The following is a 16629-nucleotide window of genomic DNA, read 5'->3' on the forward strand; positions in this document are numbered from 1 at the left end:
CCCTCCCCCTCGTGACAGCAATGCGTCACTGCTGTCACTGAACGCCAGGATCGCCACATCCTCGACGACGGGTCCCGGCTCGGGCCGCCACGAGGTGTCCGTCAAGCAGGATCCAAGGCCCCGGTTCCTGCCTGATGTGCACCTCGCGGATCCTGGCGTCACGAGTTGTGCGGAACCGCCCTCACCGGCGGCGGGGGCCGGTCACGCTCGTCGTCATGACCGATGTGATGCCCCCGGCGCCGGACCTCCCGCCGCTGCTGACCGACGACGACGTGCGCGACCGCGTGGAGTCCCTCGTGGGCGCCGCGCGGGCCGACCGCACCCTCTGGCTCGTCCCGATCGACGGCGACCGGCGCCAGCCACCGATGCTCGTCCCGATCGAGGACGTGCCCTACCTGCCGGGCGATCTCGTCACCTCGCTCGGCACCGTGATCGCGGGTTTCCTGCCGGCGCTGACCACCGACGCCGGACCGGGGTCGATCGTGTTCGTGCTCGAGCGGTTCGGCCCCGCCACCGTGCACCCGGCCGACCGCGACTGGGCCGAGGCGCTCGTCGCGATGTGCGCGGCGCGCGGCGTCGTCCAGCGTGGCGTGTTCACCGCGACCTCGGCGGGGGTGGTGCGCCTGGTGTGACCGGTCCCGCTGTGACGCGTGCCGACGCGGCGGGCCCCCGCTGCGCCGGGGCGGCCACGATGGGCCGCATGCCCGAAACCCACCCGGCGGCGCTGACCCATCCCGCGGCCTACCCCGTGCTGCGCGAGGTGGCGCCGCGGTACTCCGACCTCGGGCCCGACGGCGGCGTCTCGGCGACCGGGGTGACGCGCTGGTTCGAGGACGCGCGCGTGGGGCAGGAGCTCCCGCTCTTCCGCCGCCTCGTCGAGGACGGCGAGTTCGGGGCCTTCCGGATCCTGCTCGCCGCGCAGTCGGTCGAGCGGCTGGACGCCATGCCCTTCGACGGGAAGTACCGCATCGGGGTCGGCGTCCGCCGCATCGGCGGCGCCTCGTTCACCTACGGCTACGCGGTGTTCTGCGACGACCGCTGCGTCGCGCTCGGCAGCACCGTGACCGTGTTCGCCACCGACGCCGGCCCGGCGCACCTGCCCGACGCCCTGCGGACCGACCTCGCCGCCCTGGTGCTCGACGAGCCGGACGCCCCGGCGGCGTACCAGCCCGGTTCCGAGCGCCGGGACCGGTCGACGTACCCGTTCGCGGTGGCGCTGCGGGCGCGCGTCGGCGACATCGACACCAACCGGCACGTCAACAACGTGGCGCTGGTCAGCTGGTACGCCGACGGCGTCGCCTCCTTGCACGACGAGCTCCTGACGCCGGGCTGGGGCGGCCCGCCGCCGGAGCTCGCCCCGTCGACCTACCGCCTGCAGTACGTGGCCGAGGTCGGCTACCCGGCCCAGTACGAGATCGGGGTGGCCGTGCTCGAGGTGGACGAGGAGACCGTCACCTACGGGCTGGGCGTCTTCCTCGGCGACCGCTGCGTCGGGCTCGCCGACGCCGTCGGAGCGCGGGGCGAGCTCGATGCGACCACACTCGACGCATGGCGGACGATCACCGCATGACCGACCGCTTCGAGGTGTCCCGTCCGATCCCCGCCGACCCGGCGTCGATCTTCGCCGTGTTGACCGACCCGATCGGGCACGTCGCGATCGACAGCTCCGGCATGCTCATGGACGCGACGGGGGAGCGGGTGACCGCGGCGGGCGACACCTTCGTGGTCCACATGGACCGGGAGGCCCTCGGCGACGTGCCGCTGGGGCGCTACGACGTCACCGTCACGATCTCCGCGTTCGAGCCTGACCGCGAGATCGCCTGGACCATCGAGGGCACCGTCCGGCCGTCCATCGGGCACGTCTACGGCTACCGGCTCGAGCCGCAGGACGAGGGCACCGTCGTCACCTCGTACTACGACTGGTCGGACATCCGCCCGGAGTGGCGGGAGAAGGGCGTCTTCCCGGTGATCTCCGAGCAGGCCCTCAAGGGGACGCTCGGGATCCTGGAGCGCGTGGTGCGTCGCGGCTACCGGTGATGACACCGTGAGGTGAATAACCAGCCGGGAGTCGTATCCCAGTTAGGCTCCGATACGTTCACGAACCGTGACCCGACGGACGGCGTTCGCGACCCTGGTGGCGGTGGCGGCCCTCTCCCTGTCCGCATGTGGTGGCTCCGGCGAGAACGCGCCACCACAGACCGTGCGCGTCGAACGGGCATCCGTGAGCTCCGGGGTGGACTCCGGCGGCTCGATCTCCGCCCTCGGCGCCACCAACCTCGGCTTCCCGACGGCGGGGCAGATCACCTCGGTGCGCGTCAAGGTGGGCGACCGGGTCGACGCGGGTGACGTCCTCGCGACGATCGACGACTTCCAGGCCCGGCAGGCGCTCAAGCAGGCGCAGGCCGGACTCGCGGGCCAGGAGGCCCAGTACCAGCAGACCAAGGACGGCACGCAGGTCGGCGGGGCGCAGAACTCGCTGAACGCCGCGGCCTCGGTGGTGTCGGCGACGAAGCGCCAGGTCGACGCGACGCTCAAGGCCGACGACGCCGCGATCAGCGCCGCGAAGGCGGCGCTGCCGCAGGCCCAGGCCGGCGCCGCCCAGGCGGCCGCCCAGCTGCAGGCCTACCAGGCGGGTTGCCAGCCGGGCGGTTACGCGACGGTCCAGAGCGCGTCGTCGTGCCAGTCGATCCCGGCCGCCCAGTACGCCGTCCAGGCCGCCCAGCAGGGCGTCCAGCAGGCCCAGCAGGCACTGCAGCAGGCCCAGCAGAAGCGCAACGTCGACGCCGCGGCCGGCGACCTGCAGATCGCCAGCGCCCGCCAGGGACAGGTCAGCGCGCAGAACGGGCTCGACTCGGCGAGCGCCGCCCGGCCGAACAGCCTCGACGCCGCCCAGGCCGCCGTGGACAACGCCCGCGCCCAGGTGGACATCGCCCGACGCAACCTCGCCAACACCACCCTGCGGGCCCCCGCGGCCGGCACCGTGTCGGCGCTCAACGGCGCGGTGGGGGAGTACCTCCAGCCCAGCTCCGGGACCTCGGCCCTGGCCCCCGGGTCGGACGCCACCATCCCCGGGGCGGCGCAGGCCGCCGGCGCCGCGGCCGGTGCCGCCGCCGGGGCGGTCTCGCCGAGCCGACCGGGCGGCACCCAGTTCCTCGTCCTGCAGAACGTGGCGCAGTTCGAGGTGGTGGCCCCGTTCCAGGAGGTCGACGCGGCGAAGATCGCGCCGGCGCAGCGCACCGTGATCTCCCTCGACGCGATCCCCGAACGCTCCTTCGCGGGCACGGTGCTCGCCGTGGCGCCGTCCGGCACGGCGATCGGCGGCAGCATCCAGTACTACGTGACCATGGCCCTGACCGACACCGACCCGCGCATCCGGGACGGCCAGTCGGCGCGCGCCACCGTCGTCACCGCCCAGTCCGACCGGCTCTCGGTGCCGAACTCGGCCCTGCGCCGCGAGGGCAGCCAGACGGTCGCGACCGTGCAGGAGGCCGACGGTCGCCTGGTCCCGACCCCGGTCACGACCGGCCTCGTCGGCGCGGACCGCACGGAGATCCTCGGTGGGCTGACCGAGGGACAGCAGGTCGTCATCGGCGGAGGGGCGTCGTGAGCACACCGCAGGAGACCACCGAGTCCGCCGACGACACCGCCACCCCGGCGGACGGCACCCCGGAGGCACCGAAGCGCCGGCCGCTCAAGCGGTCGACGAAGATCGCCCTGGCGGTGATCGTCATCCTCGCGGTGCTCGCCGCGATCGCCTTCACGGTGTCCTACTTCCTCAACGCCAGCCGCTTCGTCTCGACGGACAACGCGCAGGTGGACGGCACGCAGATCCCGATCGTCGCGCCCGCCAGCGGCACGCTGGTCGGCTGGAACGTCGCCGTCGGCACCGTCCTGCGCAAGGACCAGGTGGTGGGTCGGGTCGAGCTGCAGGGCGCCTACGTGCAGCCGCAGCTCCCGATTCGCGCCCCCGCCGACGCCACGGTCGCCACGACGAGCACCGCGGAGGGCGCCTACCTCACGGCCGGCAGCCAGCTCGCCATCGCCTACGACCCCTCCGACGTGTACGTCACCGCTCGGGTCGACGAGACCGACATCGACCAGGTCCAGGTCGGGCGCCCGGTGGACTTCACCGTCGACGCCTACCCCGGCCGCACCTTCCGCGGCTACGTCGACCAGATCCAGGGCGGCGCGGCCGCGGTGTTCTCGCCGTTCCCGCAGTCGAACTCGGGCGGCAACTTCCAGAAGGTCACCCAGGTCATTCCCGTCCGCGTCGGCATCACCGACATGCAGGGCGCCGACCTCATCCCGGGCATGAACGTCACGGTCGACATCCACAAGCCGGGGGAGTAGCCGCCGACCTCCACTGCACGGCACTCTGACCGGTATGACCGAGCTGGTCGCGAGCGAGCTCTACACGGTCGACGACCTCGACGCGATGCCCGACGACGGGCGCCGGCGTGAGCTCATCGACGGGATGCTGTTCGTGAGCCCGGCTCCGGGCTGGGCGCACCAGGAGATGGGGCTCGCGCTCTACCGCTCGCTGCACAGCGTCTGCCCACGCGAGCTGCGTGTTCTCGCTGCGCCCTTCTCCGTCCGGACGAGCCGGCACGACGACGTCGAGCCCGACGTCCTCGTCGCGCGGTACGACGACCTGACCCCGGCGAACCTGCCGGTCGCCCCGCTGCTCGCGGTCGAGGTCGCCTCCCGCAGCACGCGACTGCACGACCGCAACACCAAGCGCGCGCACTACGAACGCCTCGGCGTGCCCTCGTACTGGCTGCTCGACCCGAGCGAGCCCGGGCGGATCGAGGTCCTCGAGCTCGACGACGGGGCCTACCGGCTCGTCGCGGAGGCGACCGGCGAGGAGCGGCTGACGATCGACCGGCCGTTCACCGTCACGGTGTGCCCGGCCGATCTCCTCGCCGGTCTCCGTCCGGGCTGAGACACGGACCCGGGCACGACGATGCCCGGCCCACCACGCTGTGGGCCGGGCATCGTCGTTCCCCGCAGGGACGGGACCGTCAGGAGCCCTGGCTGGCGCGGTGCAGGTCGCGGAGCTGGGCGGAGAGCTGGGCCACGACCGGGTCCGAGGCCGCCCACCGGGCGACGTCGTCCGCGGCACCGGAGTCGCCGTGGGAGGTGAGGACGTGCAGCGTCACGAGGTCGTCGAACCAGTCGGGTCGGCCTGCGCCGCCCTGTCCCTCGACGTCCGTCGGCATGTCCCAGGCGCTCCCGATCGTGGTCATCCGGTTCCTCTCCCCGGTCGCTGATGGCTGTGCTCCGAGTGTGGACGACTACTCACGAGTACCGCGATCTTGTTGCCCACAACACAACCCTCAGTGATGAAGACGCTCGCATGGTTGAACACTCAGTCACCCGGGAGGCGGCGCAGCACACGCGCGCGCACGTCGTCGGGCAGCACGTCGAGGGCGGGCAGCAGTTCCGGCAGGAGGTCCGGCTCGGTCATCACGGCGCGGAAGGCGAGGCCGATCGTCACGTCGTGGGTGGGCCGCTCGACGACGACGTGGTCACCGGCGCGCACCGGGCCGGGGTCGACCACGCGCAGGTAGGCGCCGGGGACGCCCGCCGCCGTGAACTCCCGGACCCAGCCCCGCCGGTCGAGCCACGCGGCGAAGGTGCGGCAGGGGATGCGGGGGACCGTGACCTGGAGGACCAGCCGGTCGCCGACGTGCCAGCGCTCGCCGATCCGTGCGCCGGTCACGTCCAGTCCCCGCGTCGTCAGGTTCTCGCCGAACATCCCGGCGCGCAGCGGCCCCAGGACGGGCTCCCACGCGTCGAGGTCCTCGCGGGCGTAGGCGTACACCGCCTGGTCCGGGCCGCCGTGGTTCTCGGTGTCGCTGATCGGGTCGGCGGCGAGACCGCTGCGCCCCGCAGCGGGCACCTCGACCCGCACCGCGCCGTCGACGGGGCGCTTGTCGATGCCCGAGCGCCCGGTCTTCGCGAGGATCGCGCGCTCCACCCCGACGTTCACCGACTCGATCACGGCCACACGGGCGAACGCTAGCCGGTCGGCTCGCGGGAGGATCGTCGTCATGGACGCGGGCCGGGTACGGATCGGGATGTCCGGCTGGACCTACGACTCCTGGCAGGGACCCTTCTACCCCGACGGCCTCGCGAAGCGCCGCCGGCTCGAGCACCTGGCGACCCGCCTGGACGCGGCCGAGGTCAACGGCACCTTCTACTCGCTGCAGCGGGCGTCGACGTTCCGCGGCTGGGCGGGCGCGACGGGCGAGGACTTCCGGTTCGCGGTCAAGGGGAGCCGCTACATCACGCACATGAAGCGGTTGCGCGACGTCGAGCAGGCACTGGGCCGCTTCCTCGCGTCGGGTCCGTTGGCGCTGGGGGAGAAGCTCGGGCCGGTGCTCTGGCAGCTGCCGCCCGCGATGCGATGGGACGCCGAGCTCGTCGTGCCGTTCCTCGAGCGGCTGCCGCGGGGGACCGTCGCGGCCGCGGAGGCCGCGCGGCCCTACGCGGAGCTCGTCCGCGACCCGTGCGTCGAGGTCGACACCGACCGGCCGCTGCGGCACGCGCTCGAGGCCCGCCACCCGAGTTGGCGCGACCCCGCCGTGGTGCGGGCGCTGCGCGAGCAGGACGTCTCGCTCGTGGTGTCCGACGGCGCGGGAGCGTTCCCGCGGTTCGACGACGTGACGGCCGACCCCGTCTACGTCCGGCTGCACGGCGACACCGAGCTCTACCGCAGCGGCTACTCGGCGACGGCCCTCGACGGCTGGGCCGACCGGGTCCGCGCGTGGGCGACGGGGGAGTCGTCGGCGACCGCGGACACGATCGCACCGGGGGACCGGGCGCCTGCTCTACCCCGCGACGTCTGGGTGTTCTTCGACAACGACGGCGACGCGCACGCCCCTCGCGACGCCCTCGCGCTCGCCGACCGGTGCCGCGACATGATGCGCGCCACGAGGGGCGGGCCTGTCGTCCCTCCGGGTGAGGGCTCGGGATAGGGTTCCCCAACTTCCTGGTTCAGTCGTGAGGCAGGCACGTCGTCGTGTCGTCCCCGCTGAGGAAACCAGGTGAATTCGAGCGATCTCATCGCCTCGTCCGCGCGCCTGTCGCAGGCGCTGCTCGCGATCGTCCACGACGAACCGCCGTCGGTCGACCGCATCGCCTCCGGGCTGGCCGACGTGGCGGCCACGACGCTGCCCGACCACGACGTCGTCGTGACGGTCGTGGTGGACCGGGCGCACACGGCACGGGCGGCGACCGCCCGGCCCGCGCGCGAGCTGGCCCACCTCGAGGCGCGGCTCGGAGCCGGTCCGACCGCGTGCGCCCTGGACGAGATCCGCGTCGTCGACGGGGCCGACCCCTCGGCGCGCTGGCCGCGGGCGTGGTCGGAGGCCGCGCAGGACGCGGGCTACGGGCACGTGGTCGCGGTGCCGGTGGTGATCGGGACGGCGGCGGCGGGCGCGATCACCCTCTACGGGCGCGCGGAGATCAGCGAATCGGCCCGGGACGTCGCGCAGGTGTTCGCCCACCAGGCGGCACTCGTGGTCGAGGGCGGTCGGCGGCTGGTGCAACTGCGGGACGCGGTCGCCAGCCGTGACGTGATCGGGCAGGCGAAGGGCATCCTGATGCACCGCTTCGGCATCGACGCGACCACGGCGTTCCGCCGCCTCGTGGAGGCGTCGCAGGACATGAACGTCAAGCTCGTCGACATCGCCCGCTGGTACGTGACCGACCAGGACGGGAGCGCGCCATCACCTCGTTCGTCGTGAATCGTGCCGGTCGTGAGGTCGGTCCTGGCGGCAGCGAGGTCTGCACCATCCAGGACCTGCACCCGCCGGCCTCCCGGGCGACCGGACCGATGCGGCGGAGGTCTACCCGACCGGTTCCTCCGGCTAACGCCCCGACATCACGTGGGCTCGGAGTGCACACGACCCCGGCGTCCGGGTAGGTATGACCCATGGCGACGGAGCGGGAGTGGCAGACGGCCAGGCGTCGGTTCGTCGAGGACGGCGGGGGCGGTCGCGGGGGACAGGCGACCGTGCAGGACCTCGGGCCGCTGGGCGAGCAGTTCTACGCGCTGGCGCGGGATCTGTTCGCGGCGCCGCCCGAGCGCGGCGTCCTCGGCGTGCTCGAGCAGGTCGTCGAGCGTGCCCGCGAGCTCGCCCCGGCGGCCGCGATGGTCTCGGTGACCGTGCGCGAGCCGAACGGCACGTACCACACCCCGGTCGAGACCGATCCGCTCGCCACCGAGGCCGACCAGATCCAGTACGACACGGGCGAGGGTCCCTGCGTCGAGGTCGCAGCCGCCTCGAGCACGGGCTCCACCCACAGCCGCGACCTCGCCCACGACCCCCGCTACCCGCGGTTCGGTCCGCGCGTCGCCCGCCTGGGGATGGCCGCCGTCGTCGCGACCGGCATGTTCCCCGAGGGCGATCCGCCCCGCCTCGGCGCGCTCAACTACTACTTCCGCTCCGCCGAGCAGCTCGACGACGTCGACGAGGACATGATGCTGCTGCTGTCCGCGCACGCCGCGGTGGCGCTGCAGTCGGCGCAGCGGGTCGAGGCCGAGCGGCTGCGCTCGGCCCAGCTCACCGACGCTCTCCAGTCGCGCGACGTCATCGGGCAGGCCAAGGGCATCCTCATGCAGCGCCGTGGCGTCGACGCGGACGAGGCGTTCGACATCCTGCGGCGCGCCTCGCAGGACCTGAACGTCAAGATCCGCGACATCGCCACGACGATCGCCTCGCGTCGCGCGGAGCTCTGACGTCCCGGGGGGAGCCCGCGACCCGGGGCTTCTCCGTCCGATCTGACATAATGTCGATTATCGGATCGCTCCTGGGGTGCGAGGACGGTCCCGACGTCGGTTCGGTGCGGGTCATCCGATCTGCTCGCTGCCGAGGTGCACACCGGGCAGGTCTCCGGGTCTTCGAGGCTGTCAGGTGTACCTCTCACGACGTCTTCTCGACGACGGGCGCTGGTGGGCGCGAGGTGTACATCAGGCAGGTCTGCGGGCTGCTGGAGCTGCCTGATGTACGTCTCGCGCGGACCCGCCGGTCCGAGGCCCAGGACGTACAGGCCTGGCGGCCGCGAAGCGTCGGCATGGCGCGTCCCCCAGTGTTGGTGTCGCCAACATATCTTGCTAGTGTTGGTTACGCCAACACTGATGAGGAGACCGCGTGCCCACCTCCTGGTCCGACCTCGGGACGACGGTCCTCACCCGGGCCGCCGCGCGTGCCCAGGCCCTGCTCGCCCACCGGCTGACCGAAGCCAGTTCCAGCCCGTTCGAGTACCGCGTCCTGGCCGTGCTCGCGGGCGTCGAGCACCGCACCCAGGCCGACCTCGGCCGTGCCGCCGCCCTGGACCGCAGTGACGTGACGGCCACGGTCCGGACGCTCGAGGGCAAGAGCCTCGTGACCCGTCGTCCGGACCCGGACCACGCCCGCCGCGTCCTGGTGGCCCTCTCCCCCGCCGGCGCGGCAGCCTTCGCCGAGCTCGCGGTCGTCGTGCACGAGGCGCAGTCCGACGTGTTCGGCGCTCTCTCCCGGGACGAGCGGGCCCGGCTCACCGGCCTGCTGCGCCGGGTCGGCGACTGACTTGCGTTCGAGTGCGCTCGAACTCCTAGCGTGGTCGGCATGAGCCTTCCGATGACCACCCTCGGCGACGGACTCCGGGTCAGCGCGCTCGGCTTCGGCGGGATGGCGCTCTCCGACGTGTACGGGGCGACCGATCCCGACGAGGGCGTCCGCACCCTGCACGCCGCCCTCGACGCCGGCGTCACCTTCCTCGACACCGCCGACGTCTACGGCACCGCGCGCGAGGGCACGACCGGCCCGTCCGGGACGAACGAGGAGCTGATCGCCCGCGTCCTGGCCGACCGCCGCGACGAGGTGCAGCTCGCGACGAAGTTCGGCATCACCGGTCAGGTCGGGAACGGCGCGACGCCCACCCGTGGCGACCGCGACTACGTCCGCGCGGCCTGCGAGAACTCGCTGCGCCGCCTCGGCGTCGACACGATCGACCTGTACTACATGCACCGCCGTCAGCTCGACCTGCCGATCACCGAGACCGTGGCGGCGATGGCAGAGCTGGTCGCCGAGGGCAAGGTCCGCCACCTGGGCCTGTCCGAGGTCACCGCCACCGAGCTCACCGAGGCCGCCGCCGTCCACCCGATCGCCGCCGTGCAGAGCGAGTGGAGCATCTGGTCGCGCGACGTCGAGGCCAACGTCGTGCCGAAGGCGGTCGAGCTCGGTGTCGGGTTCGTGCCGTACAGCCCGCTCGGGCGCGGCTTCCTGACCGGCACGGTCACGGCGGAGCGGGTCGCGAGCACGTTGCTCAGCAAGTCGCCGCGGTTCTCCGAGCACCTCGACGCGAACCAGAAGGTCGTCGACGTCGTGCGCGAGGTGGCGGGCGAGCTCGACGCGACCGCCGCGCAGGTGGCGCTCGCGTGGGTCTTCGCGCAGGGGGCGGCGTTCGGCGTCGCCACGGTGCCGATCCCGGGCACCCGGTCGGCGCAGCGCGTCGTCGAGAACGCCGGCGCGGTGTCGCTGACGCTCTCCGGGGAGCAGAAGGCCCGGCTGGACGCCGCGGCGGACCTCGTCGAGGGCAGCCGCAACTTCTCCTTCGCCACCGACGACTGGATCTCCTCCGGGCGGGAGTGACTACAGCACCTCCTGCACGGCGTCCGCGAACGCGGCCGGCACCTCCTGTGGCGGGTTGTGCCCGGCGTCGACGAGGTGGTGGCCGGCGATCGCGGTGAAGTGCCGGCGGTGTTCCTCGATCCCCGCGGGCGGGCCGAGCCCGTCCGCGGTCGGGTCGACGACCACCGTCGGGACCTCGATCACCGGCTGCCCGGCGATCCGGGCTTCGAGGGCGTCGTACGTCGGGTCGCCGGCCACTAGACCGAAGCGGTGCCGGTAGGAGTGCACGACGACATTGACGAAGTCCGGGTTGTCGAACGACGGCGCGGTCGCCCCGAACTCGATCTCGGTGAACGACCACGTCGGCGACCACTGTGACCAGAGCAGCCGCGCGAACTCCCGCCGGTGCGCCGCGAGCCCGGCCCGGCCCCGCTCGGAGTGCAGGTAGAACTGGTACCAGAGGCGGTGCTCGACGTCGGGTGGGAGCGGCTCGGCGGAGTGCGCGATGTCCTGGACGTTGTAGCCGTCCACGGTGACGAGGCCGCGGACCCGCTCCGGCCACAGCGCGGCGACGAGGCACGCCGCGCGCCCGCCCCAGTCGAAGCCGGCGACGACGGGTCGGTCGAGGCCCAGGGCGTCGATCAGGGCGCGGAGGTCGTCGGCGAGGGCGGCCTGCTGGCCCGACCGGACCGTCGTCCCCGACGCGAAACGCGTCGGCCCGTAGCCGCGCAGGAAGGGCACGACGACGTGCGCTCCCGCCTCCACCAGGCGCGGCACCACCGCGTCGTAGCAGCGCGGGTCGTACGGGAAGCCGTGCAGCAGGACCACCGGCGGGCCGCCCGGGTCGCCGTGCCGGTCGAGCGCCACGTCGAGAACTCCTGCGCGCACCACGTCCACCGCGCCATCATCCCCCCGTGGAGACACGGCGGATCCGGCTCGGCGAGCTCGAGGTGGCCTACCTGACCACCGGTCCCGACGACGGGCCGCTCGCGGTGCTGCTGCACGGCTACCCGGACACCGCGTGGTCCTGGCGCCACCTCGCACCGGTCCTGGCCGACCGGGGACACCGCGTGGTCGCCCCCTTCCTGCGCGGCTACGGGCCGACCGGTCTCGCGCCCGACGGCTGCTACCAGACGGGCGCGCTCGTGGCCGATGCGGTCGCGCTGCGCCGCGCGCTCGGCGACCACCGGCCGGCCCTGCTGGTGGGTCACGACTGGGGCGCGGTGACCGCCTACGGGGCCGCCGTGTTCGCGCCGGACCTGTGGGACCGCGTCGTCACGATGGCCGTGCCGCCGCTGCCGACGGGCGCCTCGGTGCGCGACCCGGGGCTCGTCGGGAAGCAGCTCCGCGCCAGCTGGTACATGGGCTTCCAGCAGCTGCCGTGGCTCTCCGAGGCGGTGCTGGACCGCCTGGTGCCGAGACTGTGGGCGGACTGGTCGCCCGGCTACGAGGCCGACGACGACGTGGCCCTGGTCCGCGCGGCCCTCGACACCCCGGCCCGGCGCACCGCGGCCCTGCGCTACTACCGCGCCTGGCTGCAGCCCTGGCACCGCTCCCCGCGCTTCCGCCGCGAGGACCGCGCGGCGTTCGGGCTGCCGCGCCATCCGCTGCTCTACCTCTACGGCGCCGACGACGGGTGCGTCCGGCCCGAGCTGAGCCGGCTCGCCGCCCCGCTGTGCGAGACCGTCGAGATCCCGGAGGCGGGCCACTTCCTGCCGGTCGAGCGTCCGGAGGCGGTGGCGGCGGCCGTCTCGCGGTTCCTCGACGGCTGAGTCAGGACGCGTCGAAGCCGGCGACGAGCCACCGGTCGTCGTCGTCGGGCTCGAGCACCACCCGGGCGCTGCGGGCGACCGTCTCCCCCGGTGCGCCGTTCCTGGCCGTGGTCTGCGCGTAGAGGACGAGGGTCTCGACGCGCCGGGGCGCGGCGGTCACCACGGCCACCCGCTGCACCGTGGCCGAGGAGCTCGCCCGGGTGCCGACGGCGGCCGGCACCACCAGGCTCGCCACGATCGCCCGGTTCTGCTCGGCGAACGGGCCGGTGGTCGCCGTGTCGATGCGGGCCACGTCGGCGTCGAGGGTGCGCCAGTCGTAGCCGAGGAGGACGGGCGTCAATGCGGTCGCGGCCCGGGTCGCCGCGCCCGCCGCCTCCTCGGTGCGCGCAGCCGTGACGACGCCGCGGGCCAGCAGTCCGACGACGACGGCGAGCACGAGGACCACGGCGCCGACCCCCACGACGACGACCCGGGCGCGGGTCACGGGAGCTCCGCGACGTCCGCGACGAGCCAGCGGTCGTCGACCCGGGTCAGGGCCACCGTCGCGCGGAACGGGCGGGGTTCGCCGTCGCCACCGACGAGTCCGACGGCGAGCGCCCGGGCGGAGTCGCCCGTCAGGTCCTCCAGCCCGATCGTGCGCACGACGGTCGAGGTCGATCCGGTCGCCGCGGCGGCCGCGAGCCGGTCCCGCCACGCGCCGGTGGCACCGTCGAGGGCGCGGGACCGGGCCGCCGGGTCCGTCGAGGCGGCGCCGAGGTCCACCAGGTGGGCGCGGGCCGCGACGACCGCGGCCGTCCGGTCCTCCGTCCGGCCGGCCACCCGTGCGTCCAGCACGCCGAGCACCACGACGGCGACCGCGAGCAGCGCCCCGACGACGAGCAGGACGACCGGCACCGGTCGCCGTCCCGCCGTGTCCCCGCCCACCGTCCGCTCCCCCGCCGCCCCGCTCCCGACCCGACGATCATGCCTGTCGGGCCCGTCCGCGTGCAGGACGACCGGCGAGGGACGGACGGATCCGGCGCGCAGACCACCGACACACCGACGAGTAGGTCCGTTCAGGTCAGTGATCAATAGGCTTTGTGGCGCTACCACCTACACCGATCAGCCGCTGATGGTCACGTCGAGACCGCCCAGAGGTGCCGTTCGTCGTGGCTGGACGACCGGTGACGGCGTCGCCGTCCGTCCGGCGCGTCGCGACGGCTGCCATTGAGGCGACGCGACCGTCCGCCGGTCGACGCGTCCTTCCGCAGGTCGGTGTCGATCGGTCACGGTGACATCACACGACGGCGTGGAGTCGAGGCCGGTCCGGAGCCACTGATCGGGTCTCGTCCCGCGACGTGGGGTGATCACCGCGACGGGGGGTCGCGCAGGCCCGGTTCCGCCGGGTCGATCACTGAGGGGGATACGGGGCACGGGTGGGCGAACGAGTGGAACGACAGGGCGGGCGAGCGCCGCGCGGCGCGCGAGGGAGGGCGTCGTGACGCCCGGTCCCGTCGCGCGGGGCCGGGACGCCGTCGAACTCGCCCCGTTCCTCGTCCGGCACGACGCACTGCTCCAGCCCCGGGCCGCCATCCTCGGCCACGCCTACGGTGCCGGCGCCCACGACGTGTTCCTGCTGACCCGCGCGGCCCTGTTCGACCGGTGGCCGCAGTTCGGTGCCGCCCCGGAGGACGTGCGGGCGCTGGAACTGACGCTGCTGCTCGTCCGCACCGCACGCAGCGTCGGTGGGCACGCGACGCCCGTGACCCACCGGCCGCGCCCCGCGCTGCCTCCCCCGCCCCGGGCCGTGCTCGCGGCGCGGTCGCTCGAGCCGACGTGGCGCCACCCCGACCCGTGGCGGCTCCTGGCCGTCCGCGCGGCGCGTCCGCTGCGTGCGCTCGCGCACCTCGACCCGCTCGCGCGCGACCTCGCCGTGCTGCGGTGGCTCGACGTCCCGGCCGCCGAGGCCGCGCCGGAGCTGGGCCTGTCGGCGGAGGACCTCGACCGGCGGCTCGGGACGGCGATGGCGCAGTGGGAGGCCGTCACGGCCGCGGCCGGGGAGGCGGCCCCGTGACCGACCCGCTGAACGATCCCCGGGAGCTCGACCGGCTCGTGGCGTCGGCCCTGACCGGCGAGCGCGGGGCGATGAACACGCTGCTGCGCATCCTGCGGCCCCTCGTCGTCCGGTACTGCCGCAGCCGGCTCGGCGGCTACGACCGGGTGAACGCCTCCCCCGACGACGTGGCCCAGGAGGTCTGCCTCGCGGTGCTGCGGGCGCTGCCGACCTACCAGGACCAGGGGCGGCCGTTCCTCGCGTTCGTCTACGGCATCGCCCAGCACAAGGTCGTCGACGCGCACCGTTCGGCCGGGCGCGACCGCTCCGACCCGGTGGACGAGCTGCCCGAGGAGCAGGACGTCCGCGACGGTCCCGAGCAGCACGCGCTGAACCTCTCCGACTCCGTCGAGATGGCGGCCCTGCTCGCCGAGCTGCCGGAGAAGCAGCGCGAGGTGCTGCGGCTGCGCGTGGTCGTCGGGCTCTCGGCCGAGGAGACCGCCGAGGCGGTCGGCTCGACGGCGGGTGCCGTGCGCGTCGCGCAGCACCGGGCGCTGACCCGCCTGCGCCAGCTGATCGTCGAGCGCGGGGACGCCCCGCCGCGTCCCGACGACGCGGCCGAGGCGCCGCCGCGGCGGCGCGGGGGTGCCCGCGGGCCCCGCCGTCGCGCCGCGGCCACGCCGGAGCAGCCGGACGCGACGATGGTCTCCGCCCCGGTCGTGGCGCCCGCCGCCGCGCTGGACTGGCACACCGCACCACGGACCGGGCACGAGCTGCTCGACCGGCTCCTCGACGCCGCCGACGCGCACGTCCTGCGCGCGAGCACCGACGGGCTCGGGGCCGAGGCGGGCGGCGGCCCGACGGGCGTCGCCGACCGTCGGGGCCACCAGGACGTGCTCGCCGCCGAGGACGCCCGGATGGCCGCGGCGGCGCGGAGGTGGGCTCCGCCCGGTCAGTAGGCCGGACGCAGCGGGAAGCCGGACCGGCCCTGGTCGTCGAGCTTGACGCCCAGCACCTGGTGGAGCTGGATGTTGTTGAGGTCGAAGCCCACGGCGCAGGCCGGCATGTAGAGCTTCCACACCCGGGCGCTGCCCTCGCCCGCCTCGGCGACGCACTCGTCCCAGTTCGCCTCGAGGTTGGCGGTCCAGGCCTTGAGCGTCTTCGAGTAGTGCTCGCGCAGGTTCTCCTCGTGCCGGATCTCGAAGCCGGCGCCGTTCATCCGCGAGACGAGGTAGCCGATCGGCAGGAGCTCCCCGTCGGGGAAGACGTAGCGGTCGATGAACGGGTCGGCGTGCGCGCGGTGCGCGGCGTCGGGCCGGGTGATGCAGTGGTTGAGCAGGCGCCCGCCCGGCCGGAGCTTCGAGTACAGGAACGCGAAGTACTGCTTGAGCTGCGCGCGCCCGATGTGCTCGGTCAGCCCGATCGAGGACACGGCGTCGAACCCGGTCTCGGGGACGTCGCGGTAGTCGCCGTGGCGGATCTCGACGAGGTCGGACAGGCCGCGGCGCGCGACCTCCTTCTGCGCCCACAGCGCCTGGTCGCGCGAGAGCGTCACGCCCGTGGCCCGCACCCCGTGGTGCTCCGCGGCGTGCATCGACATCTGGCCCCAGCCGCACCCGACGTCGAGCATTCGCATCCCGGGCTCGAGGGCGAGCTTGTCCGCGACCAGGGCGTGCTTCGCGAACTGCGCCTCCTCGAGGGTGGCGGTCTCGCTCGGGTAGGCGGCGCAGGTGTAGGCCATCGACGGGCCGAGCACCATCTCGTAGAAGCGGTTCGAGACGTCGTAGTGGTGGGCGATGGCCTCGGCGTCGCGGGACTTCGAGTGCATCCAGCCGTGCTGGCGGTGCTCCTGCGGCGGCGGGGCGAGGTTGCGGTGGCGCAACCGGATCGGCGCGAGGCGCAGCGCCATCTCGGCGAGCGTGCGCGGCGAGACGTCCGAGATCGTCAGCTCGCTCATCGCGGTCAGTGCGGTGTAGAGGTCACCGTCGACGTCGAGGTGCCCGGAGACGAACGCCCGGGCCAGGCCCAGGGTGTTCGGTGACCCGGCCAGGTAGGCCAGCGCGGTCTCGCTCCGCACGTCGACGTCGGCCACCGAGTCGCCGCCGGCAGGGCGCGAGACGCTGCCGTCGTACGCCCGCACGGTGATCGGGGCGTCGGCCCCGAGCACCGGGCGGAACAGGTCGGCCACGGCTGGTGCGCTCATCGT

General features: G+C 74.0%; 19 protein-coding genes and 1 pseudogene. 14 read left to right on the forward strand and 6 right to left on the reverse strand.

The genetic code is table 11. The features are described from left to right. Positions 1 to 215 precede the first annotated feature (215 nt). The 6 genes from ACQPYX_RS17295 (at position 216) to ACQPYX_RS17320 (ending at position 4942) form a co-directional block, all read left to right on the forward strand. Complete coding sequence (locus tag ACQPYX_RS17295) at positions 216 to 632, forward strand: hypothetical protein (RefSeq protein WP_433798552.1); 417 nt, start codon at positions 216 to 218, stop codon at positions 630 to 632. A gap of 68 nt (positions 633 to 700) precedes the next feature. Beyond that, positions 701 to 1570: a hypothetical protein gene (locus ACQPYX_RS17300; protein ID WP_433798553.1), complete on the forward strand. Its 870-nt coding sequence runs from the start codon at positions 701 to 703 to the stop codon at positions 1568 to 1570. Then, on the forward strand, positions 1549 to 2037 hold the full coding sequence (locus ACQPYX_RS17305; RefSeq protein WP_433798554.1) for an SRPBCC family protein: 489 nt from the start codon (positions 1549 to 1551) through the stop codon (positions 2035 to 2037). Before ACQPYX_RS17300 ends, ACQPYX_RS17305 begins: the two co-directional genes overlap by 22 nt. A gap of 67 nt (positions 2038 to 2104) precedes the next feature. Further along, entirely contained in the window at positions 2105 to 3607 is a 1503-nt protein-coding gene (locus ACQPYX_RS17310) for an efflux RND transporter periplasmic adaptor subunit (RefSeq protein WP_433798555.1), read from the forward strand. Continuing rightward, entirely contained in the window at positions 3604 to 4350 is a 747-nt protein-coding gene (locus tag ACQPYX_RS17315) for an efflux RND transporter periplasmic adaptor subunit (RefSeq protein ID WP_433798556.1), read from the forward strand. The genes ACQPYX_RS17310 and ACQPYX_RS17315 overlap by 4 nt, the downstream gene beginning before the upstream one ends. Positions 4351 to 4384: 34 nt before the next feature. Then, the gene (locus ACQPYX_RS17320) at positions 4385 to 4942 is read left to right on the forward strand and encodes a Uma2 family endonuclease (protein WP_433798557.1); all 558 of its coding nucleotides are present in this window, start codon (positions 4385 to 4387) and stop codon (positions 4940 to 4942) included. A 79-nt stretch (positions 4943 to 5021) separates the two neighbouring features. Here ACQPYX_RS17320 and ACQPYX_RS17325 read toward each other — a convergent pair whose 3' ends face one another. Further along, a complete protein-coding gene (locus tag ACQPYX_RS17325; RefSeq protein ID WP_433798558.1) occupies positions 5022 to 5246 on the reverse strand; it encodes a hypothetical protein in 225 nt (74 codons plus the stop codon). Positions 5247 to 5368: 122 nt separating this feature from the next. After that, a complete protein-coding gene (locus ACQPYX_RS17330) occupies positions 5369 to 6010 on the reverse strand; it encodes an MOSC domain-containing protein (RefSeq protein WP_433798559.1) in 642 nt (213 codons plus the stop codon). Positions 6011 to 6053: 43 nt separating this feature from the next. On the opposite strand from ACQPYX_RS17330, the gene ACQPYX_RS17335 reads away from it, so the two are divergent. The 5 genes from ACQPYX_RS17335 to ACQPYX_RS17355 all read left to right on the forward strand — a co-directional run bounded on the left by ACQPYX_RS17335 (position 6054) and on the right by ACQPYX_RS17355 (position 10640). Continuing rightward, entirely contained in the window at positions 6054 to 6980 is a 927-nt protein-coding gene (locus ACQPYX_RS17335; RefSeq protein ID WP_433798560.1) for a DUF72 domain-containing protein, read from the forward strand. Between the two features lie 69 nt (positions 6981 to 7049). Further along, positions 7050 to 7751 (forward strand): GAF and ANTAR domain-containing protein, encoded by a 702-nt coding sequence (locus tag ACQPYX_RS17340; protein ID WP_433798561.1) that lies wholly within the window; start codon positions 7050 to 7052, stop codon positions 7749 to 7751. A gap of 188 nt (positions 7752 to 7939) precedes the next feature. Further along, positions 7940 to 8746 (forward strand): GAF and ANTAR domain-containing protein, encoded by an 807-nt coding sequence (locus ACQPYX_RS17345; protein ID WP_433798562.1) that lies wholly within the window; start codon positions 7940 to 7942, stop codon positions 8744 to 8746. A 412-nt stretch (positions 8747 to 9158) separates the two neighbouring features. Further along, a complete protein-coding gene (locus tag ACQPYX_RS17350; RefSeq protein ID WP_433798563.1) occupies positions 9159 to 9575 on the forward strand; it encodes a MarR family winged helix-turn-helix transcriptional regulator in 417 nt (138 codons plus the stop codon). Between the two features lie 39 nt (positions 9576 to 9614). Beyond that, positions 9615 to 10640, forward strand: coding sequence for an aldo/keto reductase (locus ACQPYX_RS17355; protein WP_433798564.1), 1026 nt, complete (start codon positions 9615 to 9617; stop codon positions 10638 to 10640). Here ACQPYX_RS17355 and ACQPYX_RS17360 read toward each other — a convergent pair whose 3' ends face one another. Continuing rightward, positions 10641 to 11516, reverse strand: coding sequence for an alpha/beta fold hydrolase (locus tag ACQPYX_RS17360; RefSeq protein ID WP_433798565.1), 876 nt, complete (start codon positions 11514 to 11516; stop codon positions 10641 to 10643). Between the two features lie 17 nt (positions 11517 to 11533). On the opposite strand from ACQPYX_RS17360, the gene ACQPYX_RS17365 reads away from it, so the two are divergent. Then, complete coding sequence (locus ACQPYX_RS17365; RefSeq protein ID WP_433798566.1) at positions 11534 to 12391, forward strand: alpha/beta fold hydrolase; 858 nt, start codon at positions 11534 to 11536, stop codon at positions 12389 to 12391. 1 nt (position 12392) lies between these two features. Here the strand turns inward: ACQPYX_RS17365 and ACQPYX_RS17370 are convergent, their stop codons facing one another. Both ACQPYX_RS17370 and ACQPYX_RS17375 read right to left on the reverse strand, forming a co-directional pair. Continuing rightward, positions 12393 to 12875, reverse strand: a complete 483-nt coding sequence (locus tag ACQPYX_RS17370) for a hypothetical protein (protein ID WP_433798567.1) — start codon at positions 12873 to 12875, stop codon at positions 12393 to 12395. Continuing rightward, on the reverse strand, positions 12872 to 13315 hold the full coding sequence (locus ACQPYX_RS17375) for a hypothetical protein (protein ID WP_433798568.1): 444 nt from the start codon (positions 13313 to 13315) through the stop codon (positions 12872 to 12874). The genes ACQPYX_RS17370 and ACQPYX_RS17375 overlap by 4 nt, the downstream gene beginning before the upstream one ends. Positions 13316 to 13868: 553 nt before the next feature. On the opposite strand from ACQPYX_RS17375, the gene ACQPYX_RS17380 reads away from it, so the two are divergent. Together ACQPYX_RS17380 and ACQPYX_RS17385 are read left to right on the forward strand one after the other, a co-directional pair. Next, a complete protein-coding gene (locus tag ACQPYX_RS17380) occupies positions 13869 to 14444 on the forward strand; it encodes a hypothetical protein (protein WP_433798569.1) in 576 nt (191 codons plus the stop codon). A gap of 8 nt (positions 14445 to 14452) precedes the next feature. Then, a pseudogene (locus ACQPYX_RS17385) lies at positions 14453 to 15001 on the forward strand (sigma-70 family RNA polymerase sigma factor); the annotation flags it as partial. Between the two features lie 374 nt (positions 15002 to 15375). On the opposite strand, the gene ACQPYX_RS17390 reads toward ACQPYX_RS17385, so the two are convergent. Further along, positions 15376 to 16626, reverse strand: a complete 1251-nt coding sequence (locus ACQPYX_RS17390; protein WP_433798570.1) for a class I SAM-dependent methyltransferase — start codon at positions 16624 to 16626, stop codon at positions 15376 to 15378. Positions 16627 to 16629 lie beyond the last annotated feature (3 nt).

It is taken from the genome of Actinomycetospora sp. CA-084318, from assembly GCF_050955885.1.
Taxonomy (GTDB): Bacteria; Actinomycetota; Actinomycetes; order Mycobacteriales; family Pseudonocardiaceae; genus Actinomycetospora.

Excerpts from the sequence above, each read along its gene's own strand:
- ACQPYX_RS17325 (WP_433798558.1), bottom strand. The coding sequence starts at position 5,246 with ATGACCACGATCGGGAGCGCCTGGGACATGCCGACGGACGTCGAGGGA.
- ACQPYX_RS17345 (WP_433798562.1), top strand. The coding sequence starts at position 7,940 with ATGGCGACGGAGCGGGAGTGGCAGACGGCCAGGCGTCGGTTCGTCGAG.
- ACQPYX_RS17390 (WP_433798570.1), bottom strand. The coding sequence starts at position 16,626 with ATGAGCGCACCAGCCGTGGCCGACCTGTTCCGCCCGGTGCTCGGGGCC.
- ACQPYX_RS17320 (WP_433798557.1), top strand. The coding sequence starts at position 4,385 with ATGACCGAGCTGGTCGCGAGCGAGCTCTACACGGTCGACGACCTCGAC.
- ACQPYX_RS17300 (WP_433798553.1), top strand. The coding sequence starts at position 701 with ATGCCCGAAACCCACCCGGCGGCGCTGACCCATCCCGCGGCCTACCCC.
- ACQPYX_RS17295 (WP_433798552.1), top strand. The coding sequence starts at position 216 with ATGACCGATGTGATGCCCCCGGCGCCGGACCTCCCGCCGCTGCTGACC.
- ACQPYX_RS17305 (WP_433798554.1), top strand. The coding sequence starts at position 1,549 with ATGGCGGACGATCACCGCATGACCGACCGCTTCGAGGTGTCCCGTCCG.
- ACQPYX_RS17335 (WP_433798560.1), top strand. The coding sequence starts at position 6,054 with ATGGACGCGGGCCGGGTACGGATCGGGATGTCCGGCTGGACCTACGAC.
- ACQPYX_RS17355 (WP_433798564.1), top strand. The coding sequence starts at position 9,615 with ATGAGCCTTCCGATGACCACCCTCGGCGACGGACTCCGGGTCAGCGCG.